The 25396-nt window shown below is 56.3% G+C and carries 17 protein-coding genes and 1 tRNA gene; 7 read left to right on the forward strand and 11 right to left on the reverse strand.

Annotation, left to right across the window (positions count from 1 at the left end; translation table 11 throughout):
• The first annotated feature begins 61 nt into the window (after window positions 1-61).
• Window positions 62-135: transfer RNA gene (locus OZX75_RS02080), tRNA-Pro, on the forward strand.
• A 656-nt stretch (window positions 136-791) separates the two neighbouring features.
• Here the strand turns inward: OZX75_RS02080 and OZX75_RS02085 are convergent.
• A complete protein-coding gene (locus OZX75_RS02085) occupies window positions 792-1952 on the reverse strand; it encodes an IS1249 family transposase (RefSeq protein ID WP_277146596.1) in 1161 nt (386 codons plus the stop codon).
• Window positions 1953-2191: 239 nt separating this feature from the next.
• On the opposite strand from OZX75_RS02085, the gene OZX75_RS02090 reads away from it, so the two are divergent.
• Window positions 2192-4057 (forward strand): NACHT domain-containing protein, encoded by a 1866-nt coding sequence (locus OZX75_RS02090; RefSeq protein ID WP_277146597.1) that lies wholly within the window; start codon window positions 2192-2194, stop codon window positions 4055-4057.
• 378 nt (window positions 4058-4435) lie between these two features.
• Here OZX75_RS02090 and OZX75_RS02095 read toward each other — a convergent pair whose 3' ends face one another.
• The 4 genes from OZX75_RS02095 to OZX75_RS02110 all read right to left on the reverse strand — a co-directional run bounded on the left by OZX75_RS02095 (window position 4436) and on the right by OZX75_RS02110 (window position 8124).
• Window positions 4436-5383, reverse strand: a complete 948-nt coding sequence (locus OZX75_RS02095) for a class I SAM-dependent methyltransferase (RefSeq protein ID WP_277146598.1) — start codon at window positions 5381-5383, stop codon at window positions 4436-4438.
• A 155-nt stretch (window positions 5384-5538) separates the two neighbouring features.
• Complete coding sequence (locus OZX75_RS02100) at window positions 5539-7281, reverse strand: DUF4153 domain-containing protein (protein ID WP_277146599.1); 1743 nt, start codon at window positions 7279-7281, stop codon at window positions 5539-5541.
• Window positions 7282-7364: 83 nt separating this feature from the next.
• The gene (locus OZX75_RS02105; RefSeq protein ID WP_277146600.1) at window positions 7365-7577 is read right to left on the reverse strand and encodes a helix-turn-helix domain-containing protein; all 213 of its coding nucleotides are present in this window, start codon (window positions 7575-7577) and stop codon (window positions 7365-7367) included.
• A 1-nt stretch (window position 7578) separates the two neighbouring features.
• Window positions 7579-8124, reverse strand: a complete 546-nt coding sequence (locus tag OZX75_RS02110) for a DUF2975 domain-containing protein (RefSeq protein ID WP_277146601.1) — start codon at window positions 8122-8124, stop codon at window positions 7579-7581.
• A 284-nt stretch (window positions 8125-8408) separates the two neighbouring features.
• On the opposite strand from OZX75_RS02110, the gene OZX75_RS02115 reads away from it, so the two are divergent.
• Complete coding sequence (locus OZX75_RS02115; RefSeq protein WP_277146602.1) at window positions 8409-9425, forward strand: MsnO8 family LLM class oxidoreductase; 1017 nt, start codon at window positions 8409-8411, stop codon at window positions 9423-9425.
• A gap of 147 nt (window positions 9426-9572) precedes the next feature.
• Here OZX75_RS02115 and OZX75_RS02120 read toward each other — a convergent pair whose 3' ends face one another.
• Window positions 9573-11030 (reverse strand): catalase, encoded by a 1458-nt coding sequence (locus OZX75_RS02120; protein WP_277146603.1) that lies wholly within the window; start codon window positions 11028-11030, stop codon window positions 9573-9575.
• A gap of 368 nt (window positions 11031-11398) precedes the next feature.
• On the opposite strand from OZX75_RS02120, the gene OZX75_RS02125 reads away from it, so the two are divergent.
• A complete protein-coding gene (locus OZX75_RS02125; RefSeq protein WP_277146604.1) occupies window positions 11399-12205 on the forward strand; it encodes a YaaA family protein in 807 nt (268 codons plus the stop codon).
• Between the two features lie 59 nt (window positions 12206-12264).
• On the opposite strand, the gene OZX75_RS02130 is transcribed toward OZX75_RS02125, so the two are convergent.
• On the reverse strand, window positions 12265-13071 hold the full coding sequence (locus tag OZX75_RS02130) for a MerR family transcriptional regulator (protein WP_277146605.1): 807 nt from the start codon (window positions 13069-13071) through the stop codon (window positions 12265-12267).
• 140 nt (window positions 13072-13211) lie between these two features.
• Window positions 13212-13442 (reverse strand): hypothetical protein, encoded by a 231-nt coding sequence (locus OZX75_RS02135; protein ID WP_277146606.1) that lies wholly within the window; start codon window positions 13440-13442, stop codon window positions 13212-13214.
• 144 nt (window positions 13443-13586) lie between these two features.
• Here OZX75_RS02135 and OZX75_RS02140 point away from each other — a divergent pair, with 144 nt between their 5' ends.
• Both OZX75_RS02140 and OZX75_RS02145 read left to right on the forward strand, forming a co-directional pair.
• A complete protein-coding gene (locus tag OZX75_RS02140) occupies window positions 13587-15182 on the forward strand; it encodes a hypothetical protein (RefSeq protein ID WP_277146607.1) in 1596 nt (531 codons plus the stop codon).
• A gap of 149 nt (window positions 15183-15331) precedes the next feature.
• The gene (locus OZX75_RS02145; RefSeq protein WP_277146608.1) at window positions 15332-16903 is read left to right on the forward strand and encodes a 3-phosphoshikimate 1-carboxyvinyltransferase; all 1572 of its coding nucleotides are present in this window, start codon (window positions 15332-15334) and stop codon (window positions 16901-16903) included.
• A 201-nt stretch (window positions 16904-17104) separates the two neighbouring features.
• Here OZX75_RS02145 and OZX75_RS02150 read toward each other — a convergent pair whose 3' ends face one another.
• From OZX75_RS02150 to OZX75_RS02160, 3 genes are all read right to left on the reverse strand, one after another.
• Window positions 17105-18334, reverse strand: coding sequence for an acetate/propionate family kinase (locus tag OZX75_RS02150; RefSeq protein ID WP_277146609.1), 1230 nt, complete (start codon window positions 18332-18334; stop codon window positions 17105-17107).
• A 219-nt stretch (window positions 18335-18553) separates the two neighbouring features.
• Window positions 18554-20236, reverse strand: a complete 1683-nt coding sequence (gene pta, locus OZX75_RS02155; protein WP_277146610.1) for a phosphate acetyltransferase — start codon at window positions 20234-20236, stop codon at window positions 18554-18556.
• A gap of 202 nt (window positions 20237-20438) precedes the next feature.
• Window positions 20439-22919, reverse strand: coding sequence for a phosphoketolase (locus OZX75_RS02160; RefSeq protein ID WP_277146611.1), 2481 nt, complete (start codon window positions 22917-22919; stop codon window positions 20439-20441).
• Window positions 22920-23360: 441 nt separating this feature from the next.
• Between OZX75_RS02160 and guaA the strand changes: the two genes are divergently transcribed.
• Window positions 23361-24923, forward strand: coding sequence for a glutamine-hydrolyzing GMP synthase (gene guaA, locus OZX75_RS02165; protein ID WP_277146612.1), 1563 nt, complete (start codon window positions 23361-23363; stop codon window positions 24921-24923).
• Window positions 24924-25396 lie beyond the last annotated feature (473 nt).

Raw genomic sequence — 25396 nt, forward strand, 5'->3', positions numbered from 1 at the left:
GCGAGTCGCATGGCCGGGGTTGCGCTATACTTATTTGTTGTGCTTGTTTTTGTGGGCACATCGGGATGTAGCGCAGTTTGGTAGCGCGCCTGCTTTGGGAGCAGGATGTCGCAGGTTCAAATCCTGTCATCCCGACTTTTGGCTTTGAAAAACTGGTGTACTAAATTGTCGGATATTGTTTGGTTCCAAAAACACGATAGTTTTCTGATTATATATATCAACGTGTGATGAGGAGTTGGCGTGAAGGACAATATTGTTATTCTTGACAGAACGGTTCTCGGATTTCTGTGTATGATTATTTAGTGCTGGTCTAACATATGTGGCAGTTGGAAAGAGGCGATTTCTCCGACTTCGGATGGATATTCAACTTGCGTTATAACTAAGACAGATACAAACAGACTGATTAGACTACTTGGATTAAGGGATACCGATCTGATTATTTAGAAGCTTTGTTATGAGGTTACTTAAAGGTATAAAATTTTCTGAAATAGAATAAAAAAGTGGGTAGGGACAATTGTCGGGCTACCATCCGATTAAGTAGGGCGGACGGTCCGGCAATTCGTTAAAAGAGGAGTAGCAATACTTCGTCATGCGTTAGTATTCGCTGAAAATTGTTTGTCCAACTTTAATGAAGTAGAAAGCCGATAAAGTAATCTGATATTGTCCAGTATATTTATTCTGTGACGGTGCTTCTGAGTCCGAGTTCTATTTAGACGTTTTAACGCCTATAAAATGATTGAACTTGACAAGGTGGGTTATAGGCCATTTCGTGGTGTTTTAGGGTTGGCTTTCTAGTCGGTGGCGTCGGGGTATCGGGTGGCGGTGTGGAACTCGTTCCAGTCGATGCCGGTGCCTATGACGGGTTCGTCGCCCGTCCTCGCCTGTTCCTTGGCCGTCTCCTTCCTGGCCCTTTCGGCCTTGCGCCTCCTGTTTTCGAGGTAGGTGTCGAGCAGGGCGCCGGTGTCGGGGTGTGGGCTTCTCGTGTAGCATTTCCATTCGCAGGCGCGCATCATGTGCCCGCAGGGCATGCCGCGGTGGTCGTCGAGCATCCGCTTGATCGGGCTGTTGATCCCGCCCTCGAGCCCGTTGGTGTCGCGGGGCACCCCGCCCCCGGCGGCCAGGGCGGGGTCGGTGTAGGCGAACAGGCTCCCGTCGCGGAACAGGCGTTCGAGCCTCTTGTAGCAGCGGCGGAGCCGCTCGTGGGTCCACCACCACTTCCTTCCCGCCGCGCGGGCCGGGTCGTCCTTCGCCGTGGTGCGTTCATTGACCATGGCCTTCCACCGCTCGTACCACGCGTTGAGCCCCTCGCCCCAACGGGCCGCGCCTTCGGCGTCGCTGACCTTGAACAGCCTCGACGAGAGCTTCTGCAGCTCCCTGGCGGCCTGCGTCTTGGGCCTGTGCGTGAGGTCTCGGTTCGTGTCGAGGTGCACGTGCACCAGGCAGCGCTGCAACCGGGTGGCGGGCCACTCCGCATTCGCGGCGGCGGTCATGCCGCGCATCCCGTCGCTGACCAGAACGTCGGGCGCGGGCACCCCATGGAACAGGTCCCGGTACTCGGCGATGGACTCGTGGGCGCACCAGCGGATCCGCACGACCAGACCGGTCTCCCCGTCCATGAGCACCAGCAGGCAGCGGCCGTTGACATACGTGCCGTCCGTCTCCAAAACATGGGATCCCCGCGTGGTCATGGGGATGACGGGGTCGACCTCCCAGCACCATCGCCGGTCGCGCCGGAACGAGCGCCCCTCCTCGGCAAGGGTATGGCCGCCCAGCAGCCGGGCGACGAACGAGTCCAGCTGGCGGAGCATCGCCTGCCTGTGGTTGGGGGCCGTCGTGCCCGCGTTGCATTCGGGGCATTTCCACCGCTGCGTGCCGGCCGCGGTGCGCCCGTTCCTCTTCATCCGCCCGCCGCAACGCGGGCACCGTTTCGCCTGCCTCGACCTCGCCCTCATACAGACAAGAATCACCCGTGAAGCCCACCGCTTTTATCCCGGGAAAAAAGAACAGAACGAAACGCTTACTCCCACAAGGCCAAACCCCGATCTTAAGCACCACATTCTGGCCTAAACCCGACAAGCTTCATTAATCCGGAAAGAAACTACTTGCTAAATAGTACTCTGGTTTAGAGGAAGCATAGTAAAAAGTTATATAATTGAAATATATTATAGAAGAGTGCTTAAGGAGAGCGTCAATGAAGACTATGCCTATTGATGTCGAAGCTGTGGCCACGAAAGAGGCAGAGAATTTAGGAGAAAGTGCTGTACAACAGCTTTGGAAGTTCGGGAAGGAGAGATGGGATGAATGGAAGATTGGCAATAAAAAGTACTTCAATGACTATATTAAAAGAATAGCAAATCGTTACGGTAAAATGAAAACCTTGTTATATCAATCTCCAGAACCGTTAGAATCTTTCTTTGAATGTCCCGATCTTTATTATCGTAATTCTCAACATGAGAGCATCAACTCGGCTTCATTTGATTCTGTCATTAAGATATCAAAGCATATCCTTATTGAAGGTACTGCTGGGATTGGCAAAAGTACGATGATGAAACATCTGTTGCTGAGTGCAATAGAGGAAAAAGAATATGTCCCGGTGTTTATTGAATTAAGAGACAATATTTCAAATCCGACTACTCTAAAAGAACAAATCCGGCTTTCTTTTGATCATTTTGGTTGCACCTTAACGCAACAAAACTTGAAATATGCATTGTCAAAAAGCTGTTTGGCAATACTTCTTGATGGCTTTGATGAGTTGCCGGAGTCACTTGCACGTGAATTTGTGCGTCAACTTCGTGATTTGGCTGATGAATATCCCGATACGCCTTTGATATTATCAAGTCGGAAAATCAGTGATTTTCAAGAGTTTGAGGAATTTGAAGTGATTGATTTAAGTCCACTTAACAAAGTCCAAGCAGTCAGTCTTATTAATAAACTCGATTACGATTCTGGTGTAAAGAAAAGGTTTGCAAAGGCTCTCGACGCTAGTCTTTATCACAAGCATGAATCTTTTGCATCTAATCCTTTGCTGCTTACGATAATGTTGCTGACCTATGAGAGTTATGCTGAAATTCCTGATAAGATTCACATTTTTTATAATCGTGCTTTTGAAACGCTCTTTCAAAAGCACGATGCTACTAAAAGTGGCTATAAACGACAGATGCGTACCAAACTATCGATGGATGAATTTAAGAATGCATTCGCAAAATTCTGTTATAAGACTTATTTGGAAGGCGAATTCACTTTTACGTATGACGAAATGAGCGCAAAGTTGAAAGAGATTGGTAAAGAATATGGGTTTAAGCCAAGTAGCTTTATCGAAGACTTGATTAAAGCGGTATGTCTCATTTGTGAAGACGGCGGACAATATACATTTACACACCGTTCATTCCAAGAATATTTTACCTCGTACTTCCTCCTTCAACTGACTGATAGTGATCTCCAAAAAGCAGGACAATTCCTAATTTCAGAGTATTCGCGAAGAAGTGCAGATTCCGTCTTGCCGATGGTAAGAGAAATGAATCCTGCACGTTTTGAAACAGATGTGTTGACCCCTATCTTGGAATCTGTAGAAAAGAGTAGTAAACAGTATAAGGATTTATACTGCTGTTATATTGACCAAGTTCTCGACGGGAAAGTTTTTCGTGTTATTTTCCCGAACGAACATATTCGCGTATATCGTCTCCAGGTGGGACTTAAAAGTTTATTATCTGAAAATGCTAAAAGCAGCTTCTTGTTTGACTACTGCTTTTCATACCGTTGGAATGAACATGAGACAAGGTCTAAAAAAGATATAGAGCTTCAAAGGAATGCTCTGGAACAATTTGCCCTTTATCTCAAGCGCTTGTACCCAATTCAGAAGTCAATAAGATTCAAAACTACTGCAAGATTCACTGCAAAGCTTTTACTGCGCAATGGAAAATTACGTTCACTGTTTGAAGAAACATATTTAGGTAGTAGACTACTTGCTTTTTCGCATTCTCTGCAAAAGATAAAGCATAAGAATGAAGCTAAAGACCGTAAGAAAGCTTCTCAATTAGAATATCTTTTAAGTCTATAGAACCTTAGAAGGATAAGAGGGTGCGGACGAAAAGCTGGAGATGCTTTTCCTGTTTTCGTTGTCTGGTTATGCCATGAGGCAGAGAGCCCGGAGGTGCTGGTCCGGGTTCCTGTAGCCGAGGCTGGCCTTGATGCGTTTGCCGTTGTACCAGCCGATGTATTTGCCAGTCTTTCGATGACCTACTCGCAGGGAGTCGTTCCCAGTACTCGGAGTAGACGGCCACAGTCTTCATACGACCGAAGAACCGGTGGTGTCCGGTAGGTAGTTTGCGCACTTTGGTTTTTTAAGATTTGATAAGAGCCATGCTTCCCTGTCGAATCCCAAAATCTATTTGCGCAAAATTCCAGATATCACCAACTTGTGGGCTTCCCGCGGGATTCAGACTTTTCGCGCCACAATCGAGAACGTCAGAGGAATACGTGGATAGCCTTCGGGCATATGCCATGATTCGTCCTGCTCGTCATATTCGAGCATCGGCAAGGACTGCCAATCGGAAACGTCATATTCGCCGATGCGCTCGATGCGCAGTCCCGCGTCGATCAGGACTCTTGTCATCTCGTCGAAGTCGTGGGCCCAGTTGTGGTTGTGGGTATGGGTGATTTTCGGCTTTGGTGAAGCATTGCTTTTGCTGCCGACAGTATTTTTCGAATTCGCGTCATCGGAATTCTCCGTTTGTGGGGCCATGGTATAGGTGTTTTCGGTGTCGTAGGAGTCTTCGGTACCCGGGAAATAGCTGTTGCCGATGCTTAGCCCGTCCTCGCCGAGCGCAAAGAGCAACGGATGGTTGTCGCGGATCATGAAAAATCCATTTGGCGCCAGAAGCGCGGCGATGGATTGCGCCCAGCCTTCCAACGACGGCAGCCAGGTCACCGTTCCCACGCTGGTGACGATGACGTCGTATTGCTTGCCGGGCAGCACTTCGACCGCCTTGCGTGCGTCGGCCTCGACGTAGGTGATGGCAGCTCCTGCTCGCTGCGCAATTTGCCGCGCGTAACGCAACGAGGACGAGGAGAAGTCCAGTCCGCAGACGTCCTTCGCGCCGAGTCTGGCCCAGCAGACGGTGTCGGTGCCGATATGGCACTGCAGATGCAGCAGCCGCTGGCCCTGAACCGAATGGTTCGGCAGATAGGGTTTGAGCACTTCGTAATCACGTCTGACGACCGGATTCGCCAGCGGCGAGCCATTGATCAGCGCGTCGATGTCGCCGTAGCCTCCGTTGAAATGCACTTCGGCGCGATCGTTCCAGTTCTCGCGGTTGTCCTCGATTTCCTGTGCGTCCGTCGGTGCGGAATTTTGCGCTTTTATCACGTCATCATTGGCGGTCATCGGTTATCTGCTTTCCTGTTTTCGTCTTTTTCCTCATCGATTCAACTGTTTCAAACCCAGTATAAATGATACCTGTCAGGCAGCGATTGGAAAGTGCTGTCTGACAGGTAATGATTAATAGCAATAGGGAAGGATGGGGCGCTCGATCATCCCTCCTAGATTCCCCATACCGGCCACTGTGTTTCGCTGGTGTTTATCTCGATTTCGTGGATTGCGTCCGCGGCGGCGTCTCTTGTCGATTCGGTCGGAGCTTGAGCCTTCAAGCGGTTGAGCGGGCCGATGGCCGACGAGGGGAGCTGACCGAGATAATCCGTATCGACTACTTCGATATTGCCGTTCAAGTAGCCGTCCACATCGACGTTGGCGATGATGGTGTCGGGCTGAATGAAAGCAAAAACAAGCCACAGTGCGAGCGTACCGAAAAATGCGACACGGAACAGTTCAAACGTCGGGCTTAGCAGTTTCCACACCGTGGCCACGAGCAGGAACGCGATGGCGACCATACCCCAGTATGTCAGCAGGCGTAGGCGCGTCAGGCCGTATTTATTGACGTACAGACTCATACGCCAGACGGCCGAGACCAACATCACCGTCGTGGAGGCGACCAGCACGAGTTCGAGCGTCAGCAGGGACTTCGCACGTTTTCCGTGCTTGTGCAGGTAGAGGCAGGCCATCACGATGATGAGGTTGATGGCTGTGACACCGACAAGCTGGAAGAATCCCGCGCGGGCGTAGGCTGCGTAGCCTCCGAAGCGTTTCAGCGTGTCCACGCCGCCGAACAGATATGTCGATTGAATGATCGCAAATACCAGATACACCGCGTCGAGCATGGCAAGCATCGTGTTGAGCGTAGCGGTCGAGGCATGATGATGGGAGATACTTGTGCGGAAATCGGCTTTATGATGCGGGTAACGCAGGCCGAAGAGCAAGGAAAAAGCGAGTGGGATGATCACTATGAAACGAATGGCATCCAGGAGGCGAGAACCGAAATCGATGTCGATGGCATTATCAAAAAGACGGTTGACGATCCATGCGAAATTGCCGTCAGCGGAGGATAGTGCAGGAACCACGATGGACAGTATCAGGATCGCGCACACCGCACCCATGATGATACTGCCGACCGCGTGTCCGCGCCCTTTTACCCACGATGAGGCGACGCGTCCCAAAACGGACCAATGACGGAACTGTTCGGTGATGAATGTGCCGAGCCCATGCAAGACCCCGCGCATGCGGAACAGTTCGTCATCGTTTTCGCCGCTCAGCGACAGAACAGTCAGGGGCAGCGTTATGGCCAAGGCGCAAGCATTGAGTGCGCGGAGCCAGATGGCTTGAGAGAACGCGGGTACGAGCATAAGCGCCACAGTGCAGACAAGCAGGGCGAGTGACAGTTTTGACATGTGCGGATGCTGCTGTTTCACCGGTTTTGCCTGCTCGGTGTCTTGCGATTCAGGGGGCTTTTTCGGGTTCTGCGGTTCCTGTTTTCGTCTTAAAAACCAGGCGCAACCGAGGAATGTCAACAGGCAGACGCTCAATGCCACACCTCCCGCGATTGCGAAATATCCTGAAAGACGCAGAGGCGAAACGCAAATGCACCAAAGCAGCGAGAGTGCGATTGCGCAGATTAGCGAGGCTTTGTCGGCCTTGGTCAGCGGGGCAGGCGGAACCGTCGCACTCACCGCGTTGGAACTTGCATTCGCTGTATTGGTCGTGTTCTTTGCTGTGCTTGTGTCGATGGTTCCGGCATCGGCGCTCGCAGAGGTTGCGTCGCTGACTTCGTTCTGGGCAATGGCTTCGGATGGAGAAACGGAAGGTTCTGTGTAGGGATTCGTGGTAGATCCTGTTTTGTGCTTGGTTTCGTTCGTTACAGGCCGTTTTTGGGTATAGTTGTCCTTAGACATGGTGGTTTCCTTTTCAAAATCGTATGGTTGACTGTTGTTGTCGGGCCACTGCGTTGTGGCGAACTGAAGTAAGGGTTATGGAGCTATCCCTCCGGTTCGTAGTGCAGCAAATCGGCGGGCTGGCAGTCCAGTTCCTGGCAGATGGCGGCCAGCGTGGTGAAGCGCACTGCACGGGCCTTGCCGGTTTTGAGGATCGAGAGGTTCGCCACCGTCACGCCCACGCGTTGCGAGAGTTCGGTCAGTGTCATGCGCCGGTCGGCGAGGATGTCGTCGAGGGTTACCGTGATGCGTCCCATGTCAGATCACCAGGTCGTTTTCGTCTTTGAGTTCGGTCGCGGCGGCGGTTAATGAGGCGAGTGCCACGGATACCACGGCAAGCACTGTGCAGAAGACGAAGGCCACGCCCGTGCCCAGTATGGTTCGCCCGCGTGTGTTGGTCAGCCCAAAGGCGGCTGCGACCAGCTCGATGATCCAGATTGCTGCCGAGACGCCGAAAGCCCCGCCAATCGTACGCAGATTGCGGACGTTGCTGTTGGTGAAGGTCTCTTCGCGTCCGATTGCCACAAAAAGTCGCCATGCGTATACCGCCACCACGGCCAAAGGCAGCATGCCGGTTGTGGCGAACAGAGCGGAGCCCTGCCTGAGGTCGCCGACCCTTTCGGCTGCGGGAAGCACGAGCAGCACGATGGCCAGGCATATCACGACCGCGAAGACGTCCGTGGCTTCGAGCAGAACCGCCAGCGTGTGGTGCGACATATGCGCCTTGCGCTTGTAGGGTTCGGTGTCGGATGTGTCTTGCCGAATTTTGCCGCCGCAAGTGTTTGTGTGTTCTTGGGCTCTCATCTCAGTCTCCTTTGTCGCGCAGGCTATCCGTTGGTTACTTATCATAAGCGGTTCATATCGTTTTTCAATAAAAGGCATATCGTTTTTCAATAAAAACACAATTCGAAAATCAAAGCGTTTCGGGCCAAAGCGGAAATCGTTGATTTCCTGAACGGCATTGCTGTAGCGTTGACGATACATTCCAGAGCGATCCGGCCAGCTCGGCCACGGATTACGCAAGAGGAACGCCGAGAAGCGCGACGAGAAGAAAATACCGGGATACGGATAAGGATAGGAGAGCAACCATGAAATTAGCAGTTCATGATTTGTTGATGCTCAACACCGGCGAGACGCCGAAAGAGAACGTGCAAAAAACCAGGGGACTCGTGCAATATGCCGAAAGTCTCGGATATAGCCGTTACTGGTTCTCCGAGCATCATGGCTTCCCGGCCAGCGCGAGCATTGCGCCCGAGCTGCTGGTGGCCTATTACGCGGCCGCCACGAAGACGATGCGCCTTGGTACAGGCGGCACCATGATCATGCATTATTCCCCGTTGAAGATTGCGGAGACCTTTAAGACGCTCGAGGCGATTGCACCGGGACGGATTGACTTGGGTCTGGGACGTGCCCCGGGCGGCGGCCCTGCGGAAATCATGGCCTTGTCCGAAGGACGGCCGATGCTTGATCGTGACCCGCAGATGTACGGCAAGATCAACGACATTCTGGCGCTGCTTACCGATGGTCAGGCCGCTGATGCTAGCCCGCTCTATCGCAACGTTTTCGCCGCGCCTGATACAGACGAAGACATCCCGCAGCCGTGGATGCTCGGTTCGAGTGGACAGTCGGCGATGAAGGCCGCCGAGTTGGGCCTGGGCTATAGCTTCGTAAAATGGTTCGGCTACAATCCCGGCATTTCGCCCGCGGTGTTCAGGGCATATCGTGATTCCTTCAAGCCGAGTGTCTTCTTCGACCATCCCATCGTCAGCATGGATTATCGCGTGCTGATCTGCGAAACTGAGGAGGAGCTGCATCGACACGAGAAGTCGTTCGAGCTGTCCTATCTCACCTTGGGCCAACCACAGGCCACATTGGTATCGCCGGACCGTGCGGAATCGTATGTCTACACTGAGGCTGACGAAGCCCGCTTGAAGCACGCTTATGACAACAGGATTTTGATCAAAGGCACCAAGCAGCAGGTCAAGGACATCCTCGACGAGGAGATTGCGGCGTTCCACATCGATGAGCTGATGGTTCATGTCCCGGTCTACAGCCTTGAGGCGCGAAAGAACACCTACAAGTACCTCGCGGACATGTACTTGTGAGCTACTACCTGCCGTATGCGATGACTGACCGGCTTCTACCATTGAAGACCAGTTAGAACCGTTCAAAAACAATGAAGAGGAAATCCCCACACAGGAAGGATTTCCTCTTCATTGTTTCTAGGTGTAGATCACCTTATTAAAAAGAGATTACTTTTTGATCTCGTCCATATCTAAACCAAGCGTTTCGGCCACGCGGGTGCCGTAGTCGGGGTCGGCCTTGTAGAGCTGGCGGGTCTCGAGCACCTGTATCTCGTGGGCGTGCTCGCCCTCGACCTGGCCGAGGCCTCCGGCGATGGTGGCGACCAGACGCTGCTTCTCATCCTCGCTCAGGATGCGGTAGAGGTCGCCGGCGGCGGAGAAGTTGTCGGGTTCGTAGGCGGCGTAGTTGCCGGTCTTGCCTTCCAGTTGGTCGCCATGATTGCGGGCGGTGGTGTCCTCGGCCGGGCCGTCGTAGCTGTTCGGTTCGTAGTCGACGGCACCGTCCTGTGCGTTGTTGCTCATGAAGCCGTCGCGCTCGTAGTTGTGCGTCTCGACTACGGGTCGGTTGACCTTGAGCTGCTCGTAGTTGGCGCCGAGGCGGTAGCGTGCGGCGTCCTTGTAGGCGAAGATGCGGCCTTGCAGCATCTTGTCGGGGGAGGGCTCGATGCCCGGTACGAAGTTGGCCGGCGCGAACGCGGCCTCCTCCACGTCCTCGAAGTAGTTGTCGGGGTTGCGGTTCAGGGTGAACTCGCCGATTTCGATCAGCGGGTAGTCCTTGTGCGAGACGACCTTGGTGATGTCGAAGATGTCGTGCTTATAATCCAGCCCTTCCTCGTAGGGCAGGATCTGCACGCAGACCTTCCAGGACGGGTAGTTCTTCGATTCGATGGCGTCGAACAGCTCGTGCAGCAGGTAGTCGGTGTCTTCGCTGGAAGCCTTGACCGCGGCTTCCTCGCTCATGTTGACCACGCCCTGCTCGCTCATGAAGTGGTACTTGACCCAGAAGGCGGTGCCGTCGGCGGCCACCCACTTGAAGGTGTGGCTGCCGTAGCCGTTCATGGTGCGGTAGCTGGCCGGGTTGCCGCGGTCGCCCATCAGGTAGGTCACCTGGTGCACGGTCTCGGGGGAGTGCGCCCAGAAGTCCCACTGGCGGGTCGCGTTGCGCAGGTGGGTGCGCGGGTCGCGCTTCTGGGAGTGGATGAAGTCGGGGAACTTCAGCGGGTCCTGGATGAAGAAGGTCGGGGTGTTGTTGCCCACGATGTCGTAGTTGCCCTGCTGGGTGTAGAAGCGCAGCGCGAAGCCCCGTACGTCGCGCAGGGTGTCGGGGTAGCCGAGCTCGCCGGCCACCTGCGAGAAGCGCAGGAAGATCGGGGTCTCCTTGCCCGCGCCGTTGAAGACGTCGGCCTTGGTGTATTCGCTCATGTCGCGGGTGAGCTTGAAGGTGCCGTAGGCGCCGGCGCCCTTGGCGTGCACCACGCGCTCGGGGATGCGCTCGCGGTTGAAGTGCGCGAGCTTCTCGACCAGCTGATAGTCCTGCAGCAATACAGGGCCGCGAACACCGGCGGTCTGCGAATGGTTGTTGTCGGCCCACGGTTGGCCGGAAGCGGTATTGAGAGTGACAGTCATTGAAATCCCTTCTGTCATTTTGATGTATGAAGAAGATAACAATTCCGCCCGGTTTAAACAAGGGTTTCGTGCTCTTTTGTGGTCTTTTCTACATTTGGCCATCTGGCACTTGACAGCTCGGCTACTCGCTGTTTGCAATAGTTCGTGGAGTGATGCTGTGAAAAATGAATATGCATTCAGCGCAAGAGCCAGGAACGGCGTTTCGCTTTGGTTGCTGCAATTACATTGCCTGTGCAGGGCGTTTCAACGCCGTGTGTCATGGATTTTATACCGATTAATATGTACAGCCATGCGGATTCGCCTATGGAGATGTGTCGGATTCATGTTTCTTGACGTTTCGGCCTGCCGACTGGCTAGACTGGTGAATCATGCATCTTCTTTTACCGCCATCCGAAGGTAAGGCCGCACCGGCTGCCGGGCGCGCGTTCGATCTCGACTGCTTGTCCTTTTCCGAACTCAATGACGCCAGAGAAAAGGTTCTGCGCGCGTTGGTCGAGACGTCGAAACGCGAGGATGCCGGCGAAATATTGAAGGTCGGTGCCAAGGGGATGCGAGAGGTCGTTGCCCAGCGTGATATTCTCAATGCCCCGACCGCGGCAGCGCGTGAGGTCTATACCGGCGTGCTGTACGAGGCCGCACAGTTGCATCAAGGTGATGGTGTGCTGATTTTCTCGGGTTTGTTCGGTGTGACAACGGGCGAGGACTTGATACCCTCTTATCGGCTTTCAATGAATGTCTCGCTTCCCGGCATCGGTCCGTTGAAAACGTTCTGGCGCAAGGCGCTCGCGGGGTGGAGTCCGGAGGCCGGTTTTACCAAGGCTCCAAAACCGCAGGCGAAGAACGGCAGGTCGGTGGACGATTCGGCAACGCGAGAATCCTCAATAGGGGGCTGTGACGATACTGCCGACGTTACTGTCGATCTGCGTTCGGAACTCTATCGAGTCACTCAACCAGACGTGTCAAACGCGCGAGCCCATTGGTGGGACGTCCGCATCGCCGACTCGCGCAACAAGACAATCTCTCACATGGCCAAGCACTACCGAGGCTTATTGACGCGAGCCCTGCTCGATTCGCCAGCCCAGCCCGTAGACGAAGTCGCCCGCACGCTTGGCGCCACAGCTATCGAAAACGAAGGTAACATCCGCCATCTGACGTTGGTTCCTTTCGGCCTCTAGACAAATCGGTGGTTCCGTGTTCTGCTGTAATGCGAAACCACCGAATTCGTTGACGAATGTCACTTCCACGCCACGTTGTCGAGGTCGACGCCTCGGGTGGCGGCGTTGGACTCGATGACTTCGCAGAGCCACTGGGCTAGGCCGGGCTCGATGTCGTCGTAGTGCTTTTTGAAGCGCGGGTCGGCGGCGTACATCCTGCCGAGGCAGACCTGCATGGACGGGGTGACCTCGTAGTGGTAGAGCGACGCACGATGTTGTTCGGCGAGTTCATTGGCCTCGTCGCTGCCGGGCTTGACGCCGCGGCGCTTGGCGTCGGCCAGTTTCGTCTCGACTTCGCGCATGTGTCGCTCTTGCTTCATCTTCGTTTTCCCGTCCGTGGTGGTCTGGCGTTCGGCGAATTCCATCCATTGTTTGGTGTCGCCCCAACGATTTTTGGCCTCGCTCTGCCTCAGGTCGGGATTGGCGTTTTCTGTATTGGTCATGGTCGTTCCTTTCTCTGCCATGTCGATGAGCCGGTCGGTTTCGTCAAGGATTTTGCGGAGATGGTGCAATCTCTTCTCGAGGTCGTTTCGTCCCGCTTTGAGCTCCTTGACGACTTGCGGCGCAGGGGCATCGAGCAGGCGCCCGATGCGCGTGGCCGGTACGCCCAGCTCCTTGTAGACGAGCAGACGACGGAGTCGATTCAGGTCACCCGGCACGTAAGCCCGATAACCGCTGGCATCGCGTCTCGGAGAGAGCAGACCAAGGTCTTCCCAATGCCGGAGCATACGCACGCTGACGTGGAACATCTGCGCCACTTCGCTGACTCTCAGGCCGATTGGCTCGGTCGATGCCCATGACGTTTTATCAGTATTGGTGTCGCTCATTGTGTTCCTCCTTCGTATCTCGTCTGTGGCCGGCTTGCGGTCGCAAAAGAAACGCTATGCCCTGACAATATGTCAGGGTCAACAACCTTCGGCGTGTCGTACGGCTGGAGATATTCGGATTTCCGCGGCTTAGGGCCGGACTATGATTTCAGATAAGAGACAACGGAGCGAATGACAGGGTTTGATATCACATGAAACGCAATGATGATCGGCAACAGCCCATAGATGAAGGAGCCTCGCAGCTTCCATTTGATAGTAGTGAGGCCGAGTACACCGGCGAAACCGATCGAGCCGAACAGACTTTCGAAGCCAAGCGGACTCTCGAAACCGAACGGGCCGATGAAGCCAATCGCACTAGTCTGACTGTTCAAACCGCAGCAGGCGATTATGAACCAAGCCATAGGAAGCCGAGTACTGATGTTTCCGGCGCTTTACCCACGTCCGGTTGGGTAATGGAATCCGACAACACGCCAATAGATACGCACTTCAACAAGCCTTCCCCACAAAATAGCGACATGGATAAAAAGATCGACAAGCTTCAGATTCTTGTCGCCGTTGTGGTGATTATCGTGATTGTTCTGGCCTCTGCCATCGGTTTCGGGATGAGGGGAAGGGTCCAGCGTGCCGAGCAGATGATTGCAATGATCAAGAAGGAAATGTCCACTCCCGGCCGGCCGATCGTCGACAAGGTGGGCGATCAAGTCTCCAGACTTCGCGGCGATCGTTCGGCGATCGACAAGCAAGTGCTGGATATGATTCGTAGCAAGAACGTCGGCAAAGCGGACACGACGAAGCTCAACTCCCTTGTTTCCGATACCGACGCCGACAACGCGACGTTTGCTGGGCTCGACGGCATGGATACTGTGGAAGTGAAAATGCAACTCGATCGCTATGCCAAGGCCTATGCCGCTTACAAGGCCCCGCTCGACGATTACGCCAACCATGCGCCGGCCATTTCGACAATGTACAAGACCTGTGGCGGCAATTGGGGGAGTATTTCAGAAAGCGACAAGGATAAGGCGAAGTACGACAAGATGATGGCCTCGTGCCGAAGCACGGTTGCGCCGCTCTCGGATTCCGGCGATGCCGCGATGAAGTCCTTGGTCGCTGCGGTGAATGCTGCTTTGGATTCCAGCGATAAGGCCGCCAAGCAGATAGTCCCGATCGATGAGGATGCAGACGATATCACGGCCCAGGTTGACCGGATGGATGATCTGGAAGCGGACGCGGATCCGTCGTTCGGCATCAGGGAGCACGTGGAACAGTATGGCCGTGACCTGCTCGCCGAGCGTAATGCGTTTCATCTCAAGTGGTGCGTCGACCGCGCCCACAAAACCGAAAGCGCACAGAAGAAGTCCGCAGCAGCCGGCGCAACGGCGCGCAAAGCGTACCTGAAAGGGCCAGGTAAGGCCGATAACGCCAGGAATCCGGAAGCGACGGCGAAGGCTGTGGGCAACGTCGCCCGGCAATGGAATCTGCTGGACTCCACCGTTGAGGCGCTTAACATCGAAGGCATGGGAAGTCTGGAGTCCGTTGACCTCGACGATCTGGGCGCCGTCATCAAAGCCGCGGACACGGCCAACGAGGAACTTGCCAAGCAGATGGACGCCAACGGGGAAAAGGATGATAAAGCATTCAACGATTATCTGTCAAGCTATCGCAAGGACAAGTCGCTGATTACCGCGTACTCAACCACCATACTTGCGGTTTCGAATTCGAAATCGTCTTGCGCGAACCTGCCCGAGCAACCGTCTTTGGATGCCAATTACACCCAGTTTTCCGGTTACGTGGACGCCTGTTCGGCCGCTTTGAAGCCTTTGAAAAAGGCAAAGGACAACAAGACCCATGACCTGTACGCAACAATGTCGGCGAATGCGAACAAAAATGTGAAGATAGTTGCCCGGCTGAAGGCTCTGGGAGCGCCGAGCGATGCCGCCAACGGGCCGCACGGCCATGAGTACCAGCAACTTCGCGCTCAACTCATCAAGAACACGGATTTCAAACACATGGAAACGTTCGACAACTATGCCAGTGATTTCAACCATGCACGCAATGCGGTGGATGTGCTCGACGCGTTGCAACGCCTGTCAGGACAGTCTGTGAATGACTGATTTTTTCACTTGGACCAAGTTGGTTTGCTTTGCTGTATTGCTTGTCCGTAAAAGTCGGAAGATGATTGGGTTTTTCACTTGGGTCAGGTTGCTTGCCGCGTTTGGATATTTGGAGGCAACTGTAGGGGAGTTCCACTAAAATCGCGACTATGACAAGCGTTGAAGCCTTTGACAGCAGCTGTGATGATCGCCGCAATGACAGCCCGGCCGGGCCTTCTCATTGCGAGAACGATAAGCCAAATGAACATGTGGATTCCTCATTGCCCGCCAAATCCAAATCGTCTGGGCTGCCCGACCCGTGGCCGGCTCCGCTCGCCGAAGGCAGGCTGGACGCGACCGTGGTCATCCCCGGCAGCAAGTCGTTGTCGAACCGGTATCTGATTCTGGCCGCGCTCGGGCACAGACCGGTCACGATCGAGGGCATGCTGCGCTCGCGCGACACGGAACTGATGGCCGGCGCACTGCGGACGCTCGGAGTCGGTGTCGAATTCGATAAGGGCGAGGAAACCCGCGTGACGGTGACGCCGCCCGCCTCCGGCCGATTCAACGGCAATGTCACGGTATTCTGCGGGCTGGCCGGAACGGTGATGCGCTTCGTGCCGGGGCTGGCGCTCTTTGCCGACGGCCCGGTGCGTTTCGACGGTGACAAGCAGGCTTACGCGCGTCCGATGCACCCGTTGCTTGACGGTCTCGAGCAGTTGGGAGCGTATGTCGAATACGAAGGGAAGCCCGGATTCCTGCCGTTCACCATTACGTCGCAGGAAATCCGGGAAAGCGATGAAAATGAGCAGGATTATGCGGATTCGAACTCCTCTTCTAGCCCTTCTGGCTCACAGCTTTCATCTGTGGCCATCGATTCGTCTTCATCCTCGCAATTCATCTCCAGTCTGCTGTTGGTCGGTTCGCGTCTGCCGCAAGGTTTGGACTTGAGGCATACCGGAGCCAAGCTTCCCAGCATGCCGCATATTCGTATGACCATGGCCGATGTCAACGGTGCCGGCGGAAACGCCGAAATGCCTGAAATCGGTCACTGGCAGGTGCCCCATCGCGCTTTGCAACTGCTTGACGGAGTAGTGGTGGAACCTGATCTGTCGAACGCCGCCCCGTTCCTCGGCGCCGCGATGATTGCCGGTGGCACGGTGAGCGTGCCGAACTGGCCGACCTCCACCACGCAGCCTGGTGGTCTGCTTCCCGATATTCTGCAGAAGATGGGAGCTTCGGTCACGTTGGATGGCCGGCCTTTCGACGAGGTTATGGCGGATGTGCGCAATCCTGAAAAGTCGGTTTCCGTGCCGAGAAACGGGACATTGACGGTTTCGATGAACGGATCGATTCGCGGGCTCGGCAAGGCGTTCGACATGTCTGCGGCAGGGGAGATCGCTCCCAGCATCGCCGCTCTTGCTGCTCTGGCCGATAGCCCCAGCGAGCTGGTCGGCATCGGCCATCTGCGCGGGCACGAGACGAATCGTCTGGCGGCCTTGGTCGCCGAAATCACCCGTATCGGGGCCGGGGCCGAGGAATTGCCCGACGGGTTGTCCATCACGCCGGTGCCGCGTAACCTGCTGCACGGTGAGATCATGGAAACCTACGCCGACCACCGCATGGCGACGTTTGCCGCAATGGTCGGCCTTGCAGTGCCGAATACCCGAATCCGCAACGTCGCCACCACCCGCAAGACCATCCCTGACTTCCCGGGCATGTGGTACAAGATGCTTGGCTGACCGCGCGGCGCGTATTGGCGCAGATGGCAGACGTGGATAAGTGAAATGCTTGAGCGCGATGTCTGATATCGCTTGGGCTATCCAACACGTCGCCTGAAGATATGGCAAAGGCCGGAACCGAATGTTTCCATCGGTTCCGGCCTTATCGTCATTTCACAGAATATCAGAATCCGATATCATCATCCTGCGAAACGAAACGGCTCACTTCTGGAAGACGTTGCCGTAGGAGTCCTTGCCCGCGGCGGCGATCTTGTCGGCCTTGTGGGCGATCGCCAGCTCCTCGTTGGTGGGGATGACGGCGATGATCACGGAGCTGTCGGGCGTGGAGATGATGCGCGGTTCCTTGGAACGGGTCTCGTTCTTCTCCTTGTCGAGCTTGACGCCGAAGGGCTCGAGCTTCTTGCATACGCGGGCGCGTACAGCGTCATCGTTCTCGCCGACGCCGGCGGTGAAGGTGATCACGTCCACGCCACCCATCTGAGCGGTGTAGTTGCCGATGTAGCCGACGATGCGGTGGATGTAGACGCCCATCGCGGTGATCGCGTCTTCGTTGCCTTCCTTGATGAGGCGATCGACCTCACGCATGTCGCCGTAGCCGGTCATACCCATCATGCCGGACTGCTTGTTGAAGAGGGTGTCGAGCTGGTCGACGTCCATGTGGGCGTTGCGAATCAGGTGGAAGACCACGGCCGGGTCGATGTCGCCGGTGCGGCTGCCCATCATCAGGCCTTCGAGCGGGGTCAGGCCCATGGAGGTGTCGATCGGGCGTCCGGAGATCTGTGCGGAGGCGGAAGCACCGTTGCCGATGTGCAGCACGATCTGCTTCAGGCCTTCGGCGGGCTTGCCGACGATGCCGGGGACGACAGAGCCGATGTATTCGTGGCTGGTGCCGTGGGCGCCGTAGCGACGGATCTTGTACTTCTCGGCGACTTCCTTGTTGAGCGCATAGGTGCTGGCTTCCTTGGGAAGCTGGAAGAAGAAGGAGGAATCAAACACGAAGATCTGCGGTACGTCGGGCAGCAGCTCTTCCATGACCTCGGCTCCGGTGGCCTCAGGGCCGTTGTGCAGCGGGGCGAGCACGGCGAGATCCTTGACCTGCTGGATGGTCTTGGCATTGACCAGCGCCGGCTGCGGGAAGACGGAACCGCCCTGCACCACGCGATGGCCGACGGCGACGATGCCGGACTCCTGAAGATCGGGGCCGTATTCCTTGAAGAAACCGAGGACGCGCTTCAGACCGTCGGCATGGGTCTTGATCGGCTCATCGAGCTCGTGCTTCTCGCCATTGTATTCATGCTTGTAATGGCCATCAATGGGTTCGCCGATCTTCTCAACGAGGCCGCTGGCAAGAGCGTCCCCTGAGCCTAGATCCACCAGCTGGTACTTGATTGAGCTGGAACCGGAATTGATGACAAGGACGGTTTTCGCCATTGTTTGCATCCTCCATATCGATTGATTGACCCGTGGACGTTACCACGGCTACCAAGTTTCCAGTTTACTCACGAGCTGTTACAAGAGAGGGCTGAAAGTGGCGAAGTACGCGCGAAGCAATCCTGAATGTTTTTGGTTGAATTCGTATTATGAAATGAGAAATCCCGGCATCTCGATATGGCGAGTATGCCGGGATTTGAGGTGGAATTTGATTTTATATTACTGTTGCGCTTCTACGGCGGTCAGGGCGACCGTGTTGATGATGTCGTCGACGTTGGCGCCGCGCGACAGGTCATTGACCGGCTTGTTGAGTCCCTGCAGCACCGGGCCGATGGCCAGGGCGCCCGAGGTGCGCTGCACGGCCTTGTAGGCAATGTTGCCGGCGGCAAGCGACGGGAAGACGAAGACGTTGACATGGCCTGCCACGTTGTTGCCCTTGGCCTTGGTGGCGGCCACGGTGGGCGACCAGGCGGCATCGAACTGGATGGAGCCGACTGCCGGCAGATCCGGGGCCTTCTCGTGCACGAGCTTGGTGGCCTCCTCCACGAGATCGACGTCCGGGCCCTTGCCGGAACCGAGGGTGGAGTAGCAGAGCATGCCCACCTTGGGGTCGACGCCGAAGGCACGCGCGGTCTGCGCGGACTGGATGGCGATGTCGGCCAGCTGCTCGGCGTTCGGGTTGAGGTTGATGGCGCAGTCGGCGAAGACGGCCACGTGGTCCTTGAAGCACATCAGGAACGCGCCGGAGACCAGCGAGGCGCCGGGTTTGGTCTTGATGACCTGCAGTGCCGGGCGCACCGTGTTGGCTGTGGAGTTGATCGAGCCGGAGACCAGGCCGTCGGCCTTGCCAAGCACCACGAGCATGGTGCCGAAGTAGCTCGGGTCGGTCAGCTGTTTGCGGGCCTGTTCTGGCGTCATGCCCTTCTTGGCGCGCAGCTCGCAGAGCTTGGTGGTCATCGGTTCGAGTACACTCTCGTCGTCCATCGGCTGATAGCTGGCCTTCTCAAGTGACTTCAGGCCGAGTTCCTTGCCGCGTGCGAGAATGGCGTCCTTGTCGCCGACGATGATCAGATTGACGATGTCGCGCTCCAAGAGGTAGTCCGCGGCCTTGATGATGCGGTCCTCGCTACCTTCCGGCAGCACGATGGTCTTCTTGTGGGCCTTGGCGCTGGCCAGCAGGCCGTTCTGGAAGGCGTAGGGGGTGGTCGGGGCGTCGAACGACGTGCGGGCCGCGGCCACGACCTCGGAGGCGGGAGCGTTGTCGGCGAAGGCCTTGGCGGCCTTGTCAGCGGCATCCGGATCGGTGTCGGAGGGGAAATCGACGGCCGGGATGGTCCAGACCGGAACGGGGGAGTCTTTCAGAGCTTCCTTGGCATCTGCGGCCTTTTCATCGGTGCAGCCGGTGACGAAGACGCCGGCGACCTTGCCGCCGGCCTGTTCGACTTCGGCCGTGCAGGTTTCGACGGTGGCCTTCACCTGTTCGCCGTTGCGCGGAATGGTGCAGATGGCCAGGAACGTCTTGGCTTTGAGGTCGGAGGCGATGTCGGCATTGAGCGTGAACGCTTCCGGGTCAAAGACGGCGGAACCGTCGCTGCCGACGATGACCATGGAATCCGGATTCGTGCGCTCGAGCTCGGCGCTGTAGGCGGCGACGATATCACCGCGGGCGCCGCTCTTGTCTTTACGCGCGCACTTGGGGCATACGCCGCGAACTTCGTCAACTGACTGGCCGGCGTTGGCGGCCTTGAGCAGTTCGGCAGTAAACGTTTCCTTCTTGCAGGCCACCGGACGGAACACTGCCGTCTTGCCTTGAGCGGCAAGTGCCTTTACTACGCCGTAGGCCACTACGTTACGGCCGTTCTTGCCTTCTGGGCTTGCGATATAAATGACTTCGTTTGTCACGAGATAACTCCTTTATGCATGTTGCGCACGATCTTTTCGATCAACTACGATATCGATCGTTTCCATTTTAGGCGGAGGTGTGACGTAGCCGACGTTCGGTTTGACAATACTGAAATTGAACAACAGAAAAGGACACCGGGTCGAAACCCGATGCCCTTTTCCATCAAATGGCTACTTAAAGCGTAGACGAATGAGAATCAGCTCACTCGTTGTCGCTGCCGGTGCTCATGGCTGCCTTGGCGGCCGCTTCCTTGTCCTGGTTCTTGACGTCGGAGTATACGAAGCCGGTGTAATCCGGGTGATCGTAACCCTCGTCGACCGCGAACTGGAAGGCGTCCGTACGGAACTTCTCGAGCTTGGCGATATCGTCGGCGTACTTCTTGGCGTCGAGCGTGCGCAGCACCTCTGCGGTCAGCTCGTAACGATCCATGTCGTTGACGCGCACCATATCGTACGGAGTCGTGGTGGAACCCTGCTCCTTGTAACCGTGAACGTTGAAGTTGTCGTGGTTCGGGCGGTCATAGATGATGGCGTGGATGTCGTGCGCATAGGAATGATACGCGAAGAGGACCGGCTTGTCGGCGGTGAAGAGATCGGTGAACTCCTCGTCGCTCAGAGCCTCGTCGTTCTCCTTGGGGCTCTGCAGCTTCAGGGTGTCAACGACGTTGACGACCTTGAACTTGATGCCGAACGCCTTGAGCTTCTCGCTGGCGGCCATGATCTCGAGCGTGGGGACGTCGCCGACGCAGGCGAGCACGATCTGCGCTTCGTCGTTGTTCTTGGCGGTGGAGGCCCACTTCCACTCGGCTGCACCCTTCTTGAGCTCTTCGCGAGCCTCGTCGAGGGTCTGCCAGGTGGCCGCAGGCTGCTTGCCCGCGAAGATGGCGTTGATCTTGTTGGTGGACTTGAAGGCCTTCTCGGCGACGGCCAGCAGCATGTTGGCATCGGCGGGGAAGTACTCGGCCACAACGTGATCGTTGTTGAACGTCTTGTTCAGCAGCACGGAGCTCACGCCCGGGTCCTGATGGGAGAAGCCGTTGTGATCCTGGCGCCAGACGTGCGAGGAGATCAGCATGTTGATCGAAGCGACGGGCTTGCGCCAATCGATGTGGCGCACGGTGGCCTCGAGCCACTTGGCGTGCTGGTTGAGCATGGAGTCGATGACATGGCCGAAGGACTCATAGGTGCTCCAGATGCCATGGCGACCGGTGAGGACGTAGCCCTCGAGGAAGCCTTCCATCTGGTGCTCGGAGAGCTGCTCGACGACCTGGCCGGTGACGGCCATGTGCTCGTCGGTCTGCTCGGAGAGATAGCCGTTGTCCCACTGCTTGTTGGTGACCTCATAGGCAGCCTGCAGACGGTTGGAAGCGGTCTCGTCGGGTCCGAAGATGCGGAACGAATCCGGGTTCATCTTGATGATGTCGCGGGTGTAGTTGCCCAGCTGGCGGGTGGCTTCGAGCTGACCCCAGCCGTGGCCGAACTCCTTGACGCCCTTGACTTCGTAGGCATCGAGATCGGGGAGCTTCAGATCCTCGCGGATACGGCCGCCGTTGGCGTTCGGGTTCTGGCCCAAGCGCAGTTCGCCCTTCGGCATGAACGCGGTGACTTCAGGCTTGATGGCGCCCTTCTCGTCGAAGAGCTCTTCAGGCTTGTAGGATTCCATCCAGCCCTTGAGGACCTGGAAGTGGGCCTCGGTATCGCGGGCGGAAGCCAGCGGGACCTGGTGAGCACGCCAGGAACCTTCGGTCTTCTGGCCGTCGATGTACTTCGGGCAGGTCCAGCCCTTCGGGGTGCGGAAGATGATCATCGGGTAGGTCGGACGATCCATGTCGTCGGTCTGAGCCTTGGCCTTGATGTCGCAGATCTTGTCGAAGACCTCTTCGAGCATATCGGCGAAGCGGCGGTGGATGGACATGTGGTCCTCATCGTCGAATCCGGCGACGAACTCGTAAGGTTCGTAGCCCATGCCCTCGAAGAACTCGTGGAGCTCCTCATCGGGGATACGGGAAAGAATGGACGGGTTGGCGATCTTGTAGCCGTTCAAGTGCAGGATCGGCAGCACGATGCCGTCGGTGCGCGGGTTGACGAGCTTGTTGGACTGCCAGCTGGTCGCCAGCGGGCCGGTCTCGGCCTCGCCGTCGCCGACCACAGCCGCGACGAACAGGCTCGGGTTGTTCATGATGGCGCCATAGGCGTGGCTCAGCGCGTAGCCAAGCTCGCCGCCCTCGTGCATCGAACCCGGGGTCTCGGGGGCATAGTGCGAAGGAATGCCACCCGGATAGGAGAACTGGCGGAAGAACTTCTGCAGCCCGGACTCATCCTTGGTGATCTTCGGATAATACTCGGTGTAGGTGCCGTCGAGATAGGACTGTGCGACGCCTGCGGGTCCACCGTGGCCAGGACCCATGATGAACACGGTGTTCTGCTGGTGGTCGGCGATGAGACGGTTGATGTGGCCGAACAGGAAGTTCAGGCCGGGGGTGGTGCCCCAGTGGCCCACAAGACGGTACTTGACGTCCTTGCGGGTGAAGGGCTCCTTCATCAACGGGTTGCTACGCAGATAAATCTGGCCGATGGAAAGATAGTTGGCGGTGCGCCAATACTTGTCGACTCCTTCGAGAGCCTCATCAGAAACCGGCTTGCCGAGCTTCTTCCACGGGGTGCCAATAACAGGACTAGTCATTTATGCTCCTGTACTCCTGTACACATTGTGTGCAATTGATTATTTTCTTCGGGCTCAAACCTTTGTTACTATTGATGTTCAGGGTTTGTGCCCAATCGATGTTCACTTTACGTGTCGACTCAGACTTTTGGACGTTTTTTTGCATCTATGTGCTGTCTTGCGCTGTTTTTGTGAAATAATGTTATATTCTACAAATAAATTGTGAGATTTTCGCACGTAACAAAACAACTTACAAACGTTGAAATTGAGCCATAAACTCCGTAACGCCAACGCTTAGCGATGTTCGATTCACAGAAAATTCACGCGGCGTGTTGTTTTTTGTGATGTTGTTTTTTGTTTGTTCCGATGCCATGTGGAGAACACTTGATTTTGTCGCATTGAACCGCGAGAATGGACACTACTTTATATTTGTTTCATACTATTTATATATAGGGAGAGTCCATGGCAAAAGGTCCAGTGCTTGTCGTTGATTTCGGTGCACAATACGCCCAGCTTATCGCACGGCGCGTGCGCGAGGCGCATGTCTATTCCGAGTTGGTGCCTCATTCCATGCCGGTGGACGAGATGCTGGCCAAGGACCCGAAGGCCATAATCCTCTCTGGTGGCCCCGCGTCGGTCTACGAGCCGGGCGCGCCCGATATCGACAAGAAGATCTTCGACGCTGGGGTGCCCGTGCTGGGTATCTGCTACGGCTTCCAGGTCATGGCCAACGAGCTCGGCGGCAAGGTCGACAAGGCGGCGCTCGGCGAATACGGCAAGACCGAAGCGGTGATCGACGATGCCGAAGGCGTGCTGGCCGGTTCCCCTGCCGAGCAGACCACGTGGATGAGCCACGGCGTCGCCGTCGAGCAGGCACCCGCCGGCTTCGAGGTTTTGGCACATACGCAGGGCGCCCCCGTGGCCGCGATGCAGGACGAGTCCCGCAAGCTCTATGGCGTGCAGTGGCATCCCGAGGTCAAGCACACCCCGCTGGGCCAAGATCTCTTCTCAACCTTCCTCCATCGCTGCGCCGGTCTGCCCAGCGATTGGGACGCCGACAACATCATCGACACCCAGGTGAAGAAAATCCGCGAGGAGGTCGGCGACGCCGAGGTCATCTGTGGGCTTTCGGGCGGTGTGGACTCCGCCGTCGCCGCGACCTTGGTGCACAAGGCCATCGGCGACCAGCTCACCTGCGTGTTCGTCGACCACGGCATGTTGCGTAAGGGCGAGGCCGAACAGGTCCGCCACGATTTCGTCAAGGCCACGGGTATTCGCCTCATTGAGGTTGACGCTTCTGAGGAGTTCCTGACGGCTTTGAAGGGTGTCACTGAGCCGGAGCGCAAGCGCAAGATCATCGGCGAGAAGTTCATCCGCACCTTCGAGAAGGCGCAGCGTCAGGTGCTTGAGGAGGCCGGGGCACGCGGCAAGGAAGTCAAGTTCCTCGTGCAGGGCACGCTCTACCCGGACGTCGTCGAATCCGGCGGCGGCGACGGCACGGCCAATATCAAGTCGCACCACAACGTCGGCGGCCTGCCCGACGACGTCAAGTTCAAGCTCATCGAGCCGCTGCGCAGCCTGTTCAAGGACGAGGTGCGCGCCATCGGCACCAAGCTCGGCCTGCCCGACCAGATCGTCTGGCGCCAGCCGTTCCCGGGCCCGGGCCTGGGCATCCGCATTATCGGCGAGATCACGAAGGAAAGGCTCGATTTGCTGCGCGAGGCCGATGCCATCGCCCGCGAGGAGATGACCAAGGCCGGCCTCGACCGCGACATCTGGCAATGCCCGGTGGTGCTGCTGGCCAATGTCCACTCCGTGGGCGTGCAGGGCGACGAGCGCACCTACGGCTCGCCGATCGTGCTGCGGCCGATTTCCTCGGACGACGCGATGACCGCCGACTGGTACCGTCTGCCTTACGACGTGCTGGCCACGATCTCCACGCGCATCACCAACGAGTGCCGCGGCATCAACCGCGTGGTGCTCGACTGCACCTCCAAGCCGCCGGCCACCATCGAGTGGGAGTGAGCGTCAGCGGTCGTCGTTCACCCTGTTCGTATGGTGAACGGCAATCGTACTAGGGCTTAGAACGCTACTAAACCGGCCTCTGCGTTGGGTTTAGTAGCGTTTTTGCTGCCCAATTGGCATGGAACTAAGATTGTTCTCAATTTAGTGACATATAGAGTTGTCTAGTGGGCATAAATGGAGAATAGTCTTGAGCTGATGACGTTTAGCATCGGCTAGTGTCTATAAATTGGGAATATTCTCGAATCAGTGACAGTTATCGTCGCCTTGTGTATATAAATGGCGAATAGTCTCGGATTGACGGGATGGCCGGAGAAGCTTTCTATGGATAGAATCAGCCTCTCATATGCTATATGTTGTGCTGTCTCTGCGATTCTTCCGTTGCTGATATATTGCTGTACAAAACTGATGGTAGCCAGCGATTTTTATTATGAGATGTTGAATCCGCCATTGCGCGTATAGAGTGAGGAAATGTC

The sequence above is a fragment of the Bifidobacterium sp. ESL0800 genome (assembly GCF_029395355.1).
Lineage (GTDB): Bacteria > Actinomycetota > Actinomycetes > Actinomycetales > Bifidobacteriaceae > Bifidobacterium.

Excerpts from the sequence above, each read along its gene's own strand:
- OZX75_RS02085 (WP_277146596.1), bottom strand. The coding sequence starts at position 1,952 with ATGAGGGCGAGGTCGAGGCAGGCGAAACGGTGCCCGCGTTGCGGCGGG.
- OZX75_RS02090 (WP_277146597.1), top strand. The coding sequence starts at position 2,192 with ATGAAGACTATGCCTATTGATGTCGAAGCTGTGGCCACGAAAGAGGCA.
- OZX75_RS02095 (WP_277146598.1), bottom strand. The coding sequence starts at position 5,383 with ATGACCGCCAATGATGACGTGATAAAAGCGCAAAATTCCGCACCGACG.
- OZX75_RS02100 (WP_277146599.1), bottom strand. The coding sequence starts at position 7,281 with ATGTCTAAGGACAACTATACCCAAAAACGGCCTGTAACGAACGAAACC.
- OZX75_RS02105 (WP_277146600.1), bottom strand. The coding sequence starts at position 7,577 with ATGGGACGCATCACGGTAACCCTCGACGACATCCTCGCCGACCGGCGC.
- OZX75_RS02110 (WP_277146601.1), bottom strand. The coding sequence starts at position 8,124 with ATGAGAGCCCAAGAACACACAAACACTTGCGGCGGCAAAATTCGGCAA.
- OZX75_RS02115 (WP_277146602.1), top strand. The coding sequence starts at position 8,409 with ATGAAATTAGCAGTTCATGATTTGTTGATGCTCAACACCGGCGAGACG.
- OZX75_RS02120 (WP_277146603.1), bottom strand. The coding sequence starts at position 11,030 with ATGACTGTCACTCTCAATACCGCTTCCGGCCAACCGTGGGCCGACAAC.
- OZX75_RS02125 (WP_277146604.1), top strand. The coding sequence starts at position 11,399 with ATGCATCTTCTTTTACCGCCATCCGAAGGTAAGGCCGCACCGGCTGCC.
- OZX75_RS02130 (WP_277146605.1), bottom strand. The coding sequence starts at position 13,071 with ATGAGCGACACCAATACTGATAAAACGTCATGGGCATCGACCGAGCCA.
- OZX75_RS02140 (WP_277146607.1), top strand. The coding sequence starts at position 13,587 with ATGGATAAAAAGATCGACAAGCTTCAGATTCTTGTCGCCGTTGTGGTG.
- OZX75_RS02145 (WP_277146608.1), top strand. The coding sequence starts at position 15,332 with ATGACAAGCGTTGAAGCCTTTGACAGCAGCTGTGATGATCGCCGCAAT.
- OZX75_RS02150 (WP_277146609.1), bottom strand. The coding sequence starts at position 18,334 with ATGGCGAAAACCGTCCTTGTCATCAATTCCGGTTCCAGCTCAATCAAG.
- OZX75_RS02160 (WP_277146611.1), bottom strand. The coding sequence starts at position 22,919 with ATGACTAGTCCTGTTATTGGCACCCCGTGGAAGAAGCTCGGCAAGCCG.
- guaA (WP_277146612.1), top strand. The coding sequence starts at position 23,361 with ATGGCAAAAGGTCCAGTGCTTGTCGTTGATTTCGGTGCACAATACGCC.